The following is an 11694-nucleotide window of genomic DNA, read 5'->3' as shown; positions in this document are numbered from 1 at the left end:
GTCAGTGGGTTGTTGTGTGCCATGCGGTAGAGGTTCAAACCATCTTGGGTGCCGGCGGGGTCCGGGCTTAACCAGCGCGCACTCCAGGGTTGGTAGTAGCGGTAGCCGAAGTAATACAGGCCGCTGGCGTCACGCTCTTTGCCGCTGTAGCGCCGAGTTTTAAGGCTGGCCTCGGTGAGGCTGCTGGCGGCCCACAGCGCCGTGCCGCCGAAGGGATAGTACTCCTCGCGGCTGATTACATTGCCCTGTTGGTCGAGTTGCAGTTCGATGCTGCCCAGCGGGTTGCCGTAGCTATAGCGGATGCTGTCGTTGGCGATGCCGTCCGGTTTGCCGCTGCTCCAGTGCAGCGCACGCACCTCGGCGTTTTCGCTGGCCAGGCTGACCACCTCCAGCGCTTCGCTTACCACTCCGGCTCGCGCTGTACTGCGTAGCTCCAGCCCGTCCAGATACACGGCTCGGCGTTGCCAGAGGGTGGCTTGGCTGCGTTGCTCGCTAACCTTGAGCAACCGTTGCGCGCCAGCGTAGGCGTAGTACTCGCGCGGGCTATCGGCGCTGGTGCCGCTCTGCACCTGCTGCAGTCGGCCGTCGGCGTCCCAGCTCAGTAACTGCCCAGGCTGCAGTTGCAGTTGTTGGCCTTGTGGGTCGAACAGGCCATCGACTTGTTCGACGCTTATGTTGGGGAACAGCGCAGCGCTGACGCCGCGGTTGGCCGTGGCGGCTACGAGGATGGTGCTGGTCCACTGGTTGCCGGTTTTCGGCGCGCTGTGGCGAATCTGCGTAAGGTTGCCGCCGCGGTCATAGCTATAGGCGCGGGTGTAGGCGGTGTACTGGCTGCTGTCTGCGGGCACGGGGGTGATCAGTGCGGGCAGGGCGATGCCTTGGCGGCTATGGCTGGCGACTTCGCGGCCGCTGGCGCTGATCAGTTGGTAGAGGCTGTCGTAGGTAAAGGTGCTGACCGGGCTGATCTGTTGGTTGCGAAACCAGGTAAATGCTTGTGTCGCGTCAGTGACGGTTAGCACGTTGCCCACCGGGTCATGGGTATAGGCCAGGGCTTGCAGAACCTCGGGTTTCGCGGCGCGCAGACGGGTGATCGAGGTGCCGATCAAACGCTGGGTTTCGCCTTCATAAGTGCAGTTGACCGTGACCCCGTTGCCTTGCAGTTGCGTCAGTGGCCGCCCTGCGGCGTTGTAGGTCTGGCTTTGCAAAATGACCTGCTCGGGCTGGTTATTGAGCGTCAGCCACTGACTGGCAAGCAGGCCGGCCACGTCATAGGCCTGGCGACGCCTATGCCCAGCGGCGTTGGTCTGGGTTAGCCATTGGCCGCTTGCATCAAACGTGACACGGCTGCCATAGCGACGGGCGTCGAGCGCGGCATCCCAACGTTGCCAGGTGCTGGCCTGCGAATCATCGCCGGACCAATCGGCGCGGCTATCAGTGGCCGCGAGTAGGCGCCGGTTGGTGCTCTGCGCCAGGCCGGTAAGGCTGACGGCGGTTACGGTTTGCTGGCCGGCGCTATCCCAAATACACACGGTTTGCCCGCGCAGGTTGGCGGTTTGTGCCAGGTCGCGGGGTACCAATTGGGGGGGCGCGGTATCGCCGTAGTAATGGCGTTCGCGCACCTGCGCTTGGCTGCCTGTTGCGCCAGCGTCTTGGCGACTGACGGTGTAGCTGCGGCCGAGTGCGTCCTGGCTGAAAGTGGTCACCGTGCCCATGGCGTCACGCTGCCAGAGCGGGCGGCCGAGAATATCGGCCAGCGTCCAGGTGCTGCCGTTATCGCTACCGCTCTGGCGTAATACCGTGCCGCGTAGATCCGCTACCTGACTGATGTTGAGCAGGCCGGCATCGCCCAGGCGTGGGTCACTCTGGCTAAGTAGATAGCCGGCTGGCGAGCGTTGGGTGCGGGTCAGGCGCAGGTCGGCTGCTGCGCTGATGGTTGGGCGGCAGAATTGCAGACTGCGCACCGCCAGGCCGCGGTTATCGACGACCGTTACGCTGGGGGTGCCGGTGTGCACGGCGGTGCAATTAGCCATCAGCGTTCTCCGTTAGAGGGCAGGCAGATAAACGTTCGGCGGCGGTATCGTTTTCGTCTTCGCGCACCGTAAACCAGGGGGTGTATCCGCTTCTGCGCAGCCATCCCAGTGCGGTGATTACCTCGGTTTCGCGGCCAATGGCATCGTAAAAATAGCGGTCGGCGTAGCCTGCCGTTGCAAGCGCGGCGGCGCTGATGAACTGCCAGTCATCTGCCAGAAACGCTTGGTAGGTTTTTGCCGGTTGCCCCCGTGGGGTGTAATCGATGCGGCTACTGATGGCCCAACAGGGCTCGGCAGTTGCCAGTTGCGGCTGGCCGTTCTCTATCGCTAAGCCACCGCTTGCCGTGCGTTGGCAGGCCTGCGCGGCGGGACGTAACTCGGCGTTTTGCAAGGCGCGGCCAAAGCCGTCGCTGTGGGTCAGTTGCACGCGTATTTGCTGCGCCTGGTTCGGATAGTTATCGGCCAGCAGGGTCACGCTATGCACCGGCTGACGGGGCAGGGCAGCCAATACCGCGCGCAACGCCGCAGGCACGTCAGCAAGCGAAGCTGATGTTTGCAGCCAGCTCCAGGCCCGGCTCAATACATGGCCCTGGGGCGTGATAAAGCGCAGCGATTGCAGGTGCTGATACAGGGCCAACGCCGCTGCGTCATCGGCAACAATTGGCCTGAGTTGACTGATGCTAAGGCTGCCCATCTGGCTGAACAGGTCATAGGCCATGCGCGTTGCCTGCTGTTGTTTGCCGCTGCCGGCGTTGATGGCGAGGGCGCTGGCCACGGCTTGGTTGACCGTGTCATGCACCGCTGCCGGCGCAGTGCTCAGAGGGGCAAAACCGACGTTAACCGCCGTGTGCATATCCGCCCCCAGCTCGGTGCCGTATTGGCTGGTGGCGACCAGCCGTCCGAGGGCATCCCATTGCACTTCATGCCGATTGCCGTTGATGTCGGTGATTTGCCAGGGCCGCAGAAAGCGGTAGTTGATTGAGGCCTGAACCTGATTGGCATACACATCCGTGCTGCTGACGATGCCGCACAGGTGGGAATCCCAGGCGACCGTGGTCACCGTTAACTGGCCGTCGGCGGCCTTGAGTGGCGAGGCAGTCTGGGTATGGGCGCGCCAGAACTGCGCAGCACCCAGGTAGGTGAGGTAGCCGGTATTGGCTGCCCACAGATCGGCTTCTGGCGCAGCGCCTGGAACTGCCAGTAAAGCCGGCATGCGCTGGTAACCGCCGTCGGCCAACAATTGCTCACAGGCGGCTTGGCTAAGCACGTCAAGGTAGGCCTTGAGGTCGTCAGCCAACAGCAGCGCGGTTTCGCGGTGGTCGGGCAAAAACAGGGTTTTGGGTAGCTGCGGGTCGCTGCGGTAGTGGTGTTGTTGCTGGTTTAACAGCAGGCGGGGTTGGCTGGCACCGAGCAGGCCGGCGGGATCACTCAATAGCTCTAGCGTCAGGCCGCCGGCCGGAATTTGTTGGGCGGTAAAGGTCAGGGCGTTCTGCCGGTTAGCCACTGGCACCCCCAGCACCCAGGCTTGCGGGTCGGCTTGATTGAACACCTGAATGCGGCTTTCGGTCAGGCGCAGCACGGTTTGCTGGGCATCAAACGTGGCGCTCCAGGCCTCGCTTGGCAGCGCGATGGCGGTGTATGGGTTTTCGCTTTGCGCGTTCAGCCGTCGCGGGTAGGCGATATCCACTGTTTGCAGGGTGTGGCCATAGCCGTCGTAGTGCAGGGGGATGGTTTGGCTGACCTGGGGGTCGCCGCTAACCCGCTCATAGTTATAGGTGCTGCTGCCCGCGCTAAGCGCCAGTGTTACTGGAACCGCGCCGGGCTGCACCAGGCGCACCTGGCTGCGCATTTGTTGCACGCGATAAGGAATGGTGGCGGCGTCCAGGCCGTAATGTTCTTCGCGTAGCAGCGCGCCTTTTAGGGCGCGATACAGCCACCAGGCAGTGCCGGCGTCGGGGCTAAAGGCGATGTCCTGGCCGTCATCGGCGCCGCCTTGCCAGCGGGTTAAGCGTGTTTGTTGCGGGGCAAAGGCGTCGGGGTCGTGGAAGGGTTCCCCGTATAGATCGTTGACGTCGTCGGCGCGGCCGGTGTGCAGCCAGCGGCAGATACGCAAGGCGTTTGCCTGCTTTGCGCCGGCCTGGGTTTGATATTCCTCGGATTCAACATAGGCGAACCCGCGAAACTCCCGTTCCACGGGGTCCCAGTAACCGCGCCGGTACTGAAAGCGTTGCACCAGGCTATTGCCCGTCACGCTGTCGTATTGTTCGAGCTGGCTCAGCACTAAAACGGGGTAGGGCAGCCCGGCAATGGCGCTGGGTGTCGCCAGCTTTTCGTCCAGCCATTCCTGCACCGAACTGCGGTGGGTCAGCGTGGTGCAGGCCCCGCAGTTATTGCTCACGTGGCTAAGCAGATAGGGCTTGGCGCTGCTCAGATCAAAGCGCCAATGGCGGCGCTGCAGGTTCGAATCACTGGCCACTTGAGTAAGTACCAATGTTGCTGTGCCTTGGCCTGCCAGATCGGCGACCTGCAATTGGCTCAGTTGGTCGTAACTCATGCCGGTCGGGTACGGCAACGTCACCGCCGGGGCCAGGCGGTTGCCGGCCTGATTGAAAAACAGCTGGATGCCACTGGGGCCGGCGTAAAGCAGGTCGGCGCAGCCTGAACCGTCCAAGTCCGCCAGGTAGACCCGCTGCGGGTCAAACTGTGCGGCAGTAAACGGCAGGGTTGAACTAAAGGTCAGTGGCTTAGCAAAGCGTCCATCGCCCAAGCTTGGCCAGCACAGCAGACGATCATGGCGCACGCTCACCAGCTGCGGCTGCCCGCTGCCCAGCATATCGGCGAAGGCCACCAGCTCTTGCCTGTCGCGGCCCATTACGGGCAGGCCGGTATCGTCGTCATGGACCACGTTCTGCCCAGGGCCGAAACCGCTGCGCTGATTGACATACACACGCACGCTGTGGGTACCGATTAGCGCCAGGTCCGGCAAGCCGGCGCCGTGCAGGTCGACCAGGGTGGCGCTGGGGTGGCGCAGTTCCAGCGGCGCGGCGGCCAACGGGGTAAACGCCGACCAACTGCGGTCGGCTTGCAAGGTGTAGTAACCCACTAGGCCGTTGGCCTGTGTCACCCACCACTCCAGACGACCATCGCCGTTGAAATCCAGCAAGCGCAGCTGTCTGCCGGCGGGCAGCGACGGTAGCAACGGCAGCTCGGCCAGTTCGCCATAGGTCACGGCGTCGGGCGAGGTTTGCGTAGGGTCGCGTACGGCCGGGCGGTAATACCAGGCGCCACGCTCTTCGTAGAGCAAGCCAGGTATGCCCTCGCCATAGACGTCGACCAGGCGATAGGGCTTCGGGCCCAGTTGCGCCGGTAAGGGCAGCGGCTGCCAGGCGTTGGCCTGTAGCACAGGGGCAAATGGGTTGTAGGCCAGTTCCAGGGGCGGCAGGCACTGTAACGTGTGTGTTGCATCCGGCTCGTAGGCCAGCGATTGCGCCGCGAGCAAACGCGCGAGCTGCGGGTTCTCGTCGTAGCTCAGCAGCAAGCGCTGAACCAAGGTCGCCGCTTCACCCAGCTCAGCCGGGAAGTGATGAAACATCAGCACCTGGCGGCAGAGAAAATGACTGCGTACTTCAAAGCCATTTTCGTAGCTGGAAAACGCGTCTTGGCGCACCGGCCAAGGGCTGGCGGGTGGCGGCGAAAATGCGGGCGGCACCTGGCTGTCAGTGCCCCGTGCGCCATAGTCCAGCACCAAGGTGAAGAGCCACGCTTGCGCCGCTGGTGCCGTATCGCCGGACCACAGCCATAAGGCCGCCTGGGCGCTGACGTTGCCGTAAGACACCGTGCTCAGGCTGCGTTGGCTTTGAGTGTCGCGGCCGTCGGGGTCGCTGACACCCACCTCGGCGGCGCTGACATAGCGGTAGTAGATATGTTCGCCGCTTGGGGATACCGACTCTTCCACTAACCAGGCGGCGATACGCACTTGTGGCTCGGTCGGCTCGGCAATTCGCGCCTGGGCGCTTTTGCCCAGGCACAGCAGCTCGCCGCCGGGGCTATGGATCAACCAGAAATCGGCGGCGCCTTCGGCTTGCCAACGCTCGATACGGGCAAAGCTGCCTTCGATTCGCGGCAAGTAGCGGGTGACCTGGTAGGTGCGATCCAGGGCCTGGCCATTAAAGCTGGCGATGTGGGTGGTAATGACTTGTCCTGCGGCATCGCTTTCAGCCACCAGCACCTCGCCGTCAGGGCCGAGGAAACTGTCGCTGTCGGTGTAACGCGGTACGCCAAAGCGCGTGCTGCGGCGAATCGCCAATGGGCTGCATTGCCAGCCGCTGCCCCATGGTCCGTTGCCTGCGCCGCTTTGGTAGCGCAGCGCAAGCGAGGGGGCGTAGCCACGGCCTGCGCTAATGGGCAGGGGGATCATCAGGCTGGCCTGACCATCGGCTGCGACCGGGCCTGGCGCAGTGGGCATACCTTGCAATGAGCCGCCACTTTTGGGCAGTGCCGGTGGGGTCAAAGCGAGGTCGTCAGTAGCGGTATTTAACGTCATTAGCCTATCTCTTCGGCATACCTGCGCTGCCGTTTTCAATTCGGGCAGCGGTGTCAGCCGGCAGTCGTCCAAAGCGCGAGCACTTGTTCGGCAAAGCTGTCGCCGCCGTTACGCGCGGTGTAGTCGAGGGTCACGATCACGTCGTTCAAACTCGACAGCAGCTGTTGCTGGGCGGTCGAGGTTGGGTTGGGAAATGCCAATACCCAATCGGACACCGCGCCCGTGCCCTCGAACGGCAAGTAGCGCGCATCGCTGGCGCTCAACACCGGCGTGCCGCTGTCGTCGAGCCCCACCGAGAGGGCTATTTCCTGGCTGGCGTTGAGGTTGCGCTTCACATTCGCTGGGCTGCCGGTCTTGCTGTCTTTAAGGTATTTGACTGCGTCCAGATCGGCCTTTAACACCAGGCTGTTGCCGGTTTGCCTCAGGGTGGCGCGCACGTTTTGGTAGGGGCCGATATCGGCCGGCAAGGTCACCGAGACATCGCTGATTTGCCGCAGGTAATGGCCGGGGTAGTCCAGATCAAAGTCCTTTTCGTTGAGCGAAAAAGTCGCCTTGCCGGCTTTTAACTCGCTAAGAAACGCCGCCCAGCCGTCTCCCAGCCTGTCGCGCAAGGAGAATGAGCGGGTAATGCTCAGCGCGCGGGTGTGGCGGGTGAGCCAGGCGTTGTCCATTTGCAGCAGGCTCAGGCGCAGTGTTTCACCGGCTAACAGTCCCTGGTATTGGCTGTTCCAGCCGCCGGTGGGAATAAACGTGGTGGCAAAGTCGCCCAACTCATATTGCCAACAGGTTTGCGCGACCAGGCACAGGTTCAAGGTGGCGTCATAGGCTTGGTAATACAGGGCAGAGAGTTGCGCCACCAACCATTGGTACAAGGCTTCGTTGCTAAAGCGATTGCTCAGAAACGTGTACGTTGCCATGACCTGTTGATGCTGGGCCGTCGCCAGCATTTGCGAGGTTTTAGCCGCGGCGATTTGCAGTTGTTGGCCGCTGATCTGGCTGATTAACGTGGCGATATCCTGATTGGCTTGCTCGGCCTGCTGCTGCCATTCCGCCTGGCGGCGTTCGAAGCCCGCCAGCATGCTGATGGCCTCGGCGGCGGTGCTGCCGGCAAAGCCCAGGGCCAATGTGCCGTTGGCTATGCCTTTGAGCGGGCCGGCCCAATCGCTGCCGCCATCGGCCAGGCCAAAGATGTTGGGGGCCAATGCCACCACGCCGGCAGCAATGGCCGGAATGGCTACCGAGCCCATCAATATGCCGCTGGTGGCCAGGGTGCTGAGCGCGTCGGACTCAAGCGCGGAGCGTCCACCGGCGGCCAGCGCCTGGTAGTAGCCGTGGCGTTGTTGCGCGGCCGCCAGGCTGCTGTTCAGGGTACTCAGGGCGTTGCTGGCAATGTCCACGGCCTGTTGCTGCGCCTGCTGCACAAAGGTCCACAGATCAGCCAGTTGGGTCTGCCCCAGTATTTCGCGGTGCCGTTCATCTTTGCCCTGTAACGCTTGCAGCAATTGCTGACCGAACTCACTCAGCAGCGCCGACGCATCACGGGCTTTTTCGCTCATCACGTTGTAGCGGTAGGGCGCAATGTTCAGCAGCGCTGCGCCTTGCCCGTTTTGCGTGGTGCCAGCGCTAGCCTCGCGCGCGAGCAACACGGCGGGGTCCAGCGGTACGGCGAAAAGCCCTAGCTGCAAGGGATTGCCGTTGATATCCAAATTATGTCGCAGGTTGTAGCGCCGTGAATCGAGGGTGTCCCATAGGCTCAACAGTTGGCGGTTGACCGGCGCATAAAACGCGGCGCACGCAGCGGTTTGCAGATTCGGGTACGGGGTGTCGGTGGGGTAACTGCGCCAGGTGTCTGGCAAGCCAGTCAATTGCTGCTCAAAGCCCAGCAATTGCTCGCCGTGGGGCGCCGAAGCGGCCGCGTCTTTCAGGGCGATGGGTTGCCACGGGCTGACCAGCCCGGTGTCTGGCCGCTCACCGAGTAACACGCTGGTTTGCGTATAAATCTGCAGGGCCTGATTGAGGCTGTCGGGGGTTAGCTGGCGGTAGTAGAAGTCGCCCAAGGCAATCTGCGTTTGCACGTAGCCCATATAGCTGGCTTTGCGAAAGTGTTCCGGGTCGGCGTAGGCCAAGGCATCTGGGTCGGTAGGCCCTTCAATGGCGTAGGACGGGTCTTGCTTGGCGTAGTCCGGCGAGATTGGCACCACGTTCCAATAGTTGCTGATGCTATTGCCCCTGCTATCGGTGCCACGGTTTATCGCCGCCGGATCGAAAATTTGCTGTTGCCAGCGCCGCGCATCAGCGTGCTGCCCACGCGATTGCAGGGCATACGCCACCATGCTGGGGGTGTGGTAGAAAAGCTCCCAAAAATACAGGCCGTTGGCGTCGGAGAAGTCCATGGCGTTGCTGGCGCGAGGCTCGATGGCGGCACTGGCAAAGCCGCTGTAGCGGCTGAAAATGCCCCAGGGAGCATCATTCATGACTTGCGCGGGGATAACGACATTTTGCTTTTCAAAGGCCACGATCAGTTCATCGTTATGGCCTTTGAATGCGGTCTTTTGTGTCTGCAAGTACACCCGCTCAACCTGATAGACCACACCTTGGCTGTCGGCTTGATCCATTACCAGTACGCTGCTGAAGGGAACAAAAATATGCAGCGTTTTTTCCTGGTCGGCTAATGCGTCTTGCGCCAGCGGATAATCCAGCCCGTCTCTGGGAAACAACACAACGGTGCATACCCGGCTACTGCCATGCAGGTTGGCGTCGTACTTGGGCAGAGTCAGTGCTAACCAAGTTCCTGGACCTAGATTAGGTTCTGGCGTCAGCTGCGTATTCCACTGAAATAATCGCTCAAGTCCGCTTTGTGCCGACTTTACTAACTCTTTAGCAAACAGTGTGTTGAGGCGAATGTTGTTTGGTGCAAACGCCGCCTTACCGCTTGCATCTGCTTTAAAGTCAAAGTGTACAAACTCTGCGGTGCCTAATACTGCATCGGTATAGTTATCCAATACCGGCATAGGGTCGGTGGCGGGTACAAGTGATTGTGGAAAGTGCAGGTTGGTATAGGCGTGTCGGGTGGTAACGCCAAAAGATTGGGTTTTGTCTTTGCTCAGAATTTCAAGTTGCGTTTGCAGTTGGTATGAGTAATCGCTGTGTTGGCTTAAATCCAGGTTTGCCAACGTGGCAGTGCAGTGGGTGCTGGCTTGTAGGGTCACGCCTTCTATAGAAACACTACCGATAACAGTTTTGCTATTGCTGATGCTGAGTTCAAGTAGGTACTGGTCTATCGGTGTCGTAGTGTTTGACTGGTCAGAGGGGATGCTTGCATAGACACTGGTAAATTCGGGGAATGCGGCAAGATACATAGAGATCAGATTTCCAGGCAATAGCCTGTTGCCGTCATCTCGTTTAAAGAGTGCAGTTATTGTCTTCCTTTCTTTGTCGTATTGGAAACTATTGCTTTCCGCGTCGCCGTTCCAAAATGCAATTTCTGCATACCTGCTTGGCACAAGGCTGTCATATGCCGCTTGGTCTTGTAACGTAATAGTTAGACTGATTTCTTGTGGTTTGAATACCGCTGTAAAGGAGGCTGAAACGTAAGTGCCTGCAGGTTGGTATTGCATCCTGCCAGTGCCGTAACACTGTCCCTGGAAATTGATGTCTAGTAAGCCTGGAGTGAAGTTCGCGTAAAGCTCACTGTTTTTAATATCTGTGGTGTCAATAACGATCGTGTTGGGTAGTTCTTGCCGGCCAGAAGCTAATTTCATTGTCGGCATACTGCTGCCCAGTTTGATGTCATCGATCTCTAAGTCGACGTCCGTCAAGCTGGCGTTGACGGCATTTATCGCGATTGCGCGCTGCAGGAAGCGCTGGCTGGTTGTTTTGGGATTAACCACACTGGCGTTGTAGTTCTGCTTGGCCAAGGTCTGATCGGCATACAACGCAAACAATACATTGATGGCATCAGCGTCTGGCGTAACTGGGTTCATCCACGCATCTAAAGCGCAGACCATAGCCTTGTCGTTGGCAATCCCGGCCGTGGGGCTTCGAGCATCGGCGGCGCTGTACAAACCGGTATAGAGAAAAGGGTTTTGCGTGGCATCGGTGAACTGCAACGCCAGGGTCGAGAAACCGGCGTTGCTCGAGTACAAGCCATCGCCGCTGTCGGTTGCTGTGCCACTGGTGCTGCCGAGTATCTGCGGGGTGCTCCAGGTGCCATCGAATTTCAGATAGGCCATCTGCGCCGACAGGGTCAGCGTTGGGGTAACGGTTTGCGCGGTTTTCGGGTCTTTGCTGGCGGTGGAGCGGCGTTCAAACCAGACCACATAGAGGCGATTGTTATGCACCACCGGTCGCGGCAGGCCGACCACGTTGTCGCCGCCCAAAGGCAGGTCGACCTTTTGCCACTCTGACCACGAGTCCGGCACCTGGGTGGTGACGGTATTCAGGTGCATGGCACATTTGCGCCAGTAGTAGGTTTGCGGCTTGCTGGCGGTGCTGCCGAGAAAGTAGTAGTCATCCTGCGTCAGGTCGGTGCCGGCGACGTAGCCGCTGACCACGCTGAGGTTGGCGACTTCTTCAAAGCGATTGAGGTAACCCTGTACGGCAGTGAGGATGCTGTCGTCGTTGAGCGGCCCCTGATTAAGGTCGCTGACCATCTGGGCAAAATCGCGGGTCTGGTCGATGCGCAGCGGAGGGGAAAGATAGTTCTCCGGGTACTGCGCGAGCATAACGTTGGCGGCCCAGACGTCGTACTGCGCGTTGGTGGATTGCCAGTCTTGCAGCAGGGTTTGATGCTCCTGCTGCCAACGTACGTTGCTATAGCCCGGCTCGCTGCCAAACAGGATGTTGTTGATGTAGTGCTGCAGCGAGGCGATCAGTTGCGCGACCACGCTGGTGTTCGGTTGCCAGCCGCTACGGGTGTCGATAAGCAGGTAGTTGTACAGGTCGGCAGTGCTATCCAGGCGCGTGGCCGTAGCCCCAGGAATACGCGACAGCTGGCCCAGCCAGGCGGCTTCGAGGGCGTTGCGTTTACGCTCGGCCATTTGGCCGGTCAAGCTTGAGTACTGCATGCCAATGCTCCGGAATAAATGTTTAACGGGAGGTCTGCGGGTGTTAGCGCACGGC

At 60.6% G+C, this 11694-nt stretch carries 3 protein-coding genes; all 3 read right to left on the bottom strand.

The annotated features are described in order from the left end of the window. Window positions 1-2030 (bottom strand): RHS repeat-associated core domain-containing protein (locus AAAB16_RS23210; protein ID WP_340665469.1); only part of this gene is annotated, 2030 nt, incomplete at its 3' end. Next, window positions 2023-6573, bottom strand: a complete 4551-nt coding sequence (locus AAAB16_RS23205) for a SpvB/TcaC N-terminal domain-containing protein (RefSeq protein WP_340665468.1) — start codon at window positions 6571-6573, stop codon at window positions 2023-2025. The genes AAAB16_RS23210 and AAAB16_RS23205, both read right to left, overlap by 8 nt. 53 nt (window positions 6574-6626) lie before the next feature. Further along, on the bottom strand, window positions 6627-11639 hold the full coding sequence (locus AAAB16_RS23200) for a neuraminidase-like domain-containing protein (RefSeq protein ID WP_340665467.1): 5013 nt from the start codon (window positions 11637-11639) through the stop codon (window positions 6627-6629). Between the last annotated feature and the right edge of the window lie 55 nt (window positions 11640-11694).

Source organism: Pseudomonas sp., from assembly GCF_037994325.1.
Lineage (GTDB): Bacteria > Pseudomonadota > Gammaproteobacteria > Pseudomonadales > Pseudomonadaceae > Aquipseudomonas.
This window is presented reverse-complemented; position numbering and strand designations above follow the sequence as displayed.

Bases quoted from the DNA above. Each gene is read 5' to 3' on its own strand.
- AAAB16_RS23200 (WP_340665467.1), bottom strand. From the start codon at position 11,639: ATGCAGTACTCAAGCTTGACCGGCCAAATGGCCGAGCGTAAACGCAAC.
- AAAB16_RS23205 (WP_340665468.1), bottom strand. From the start codon at position 6,573: ATGACGTTAAATACCGCTACTGACGACCTCGCTTTGACCCCACCGGCA.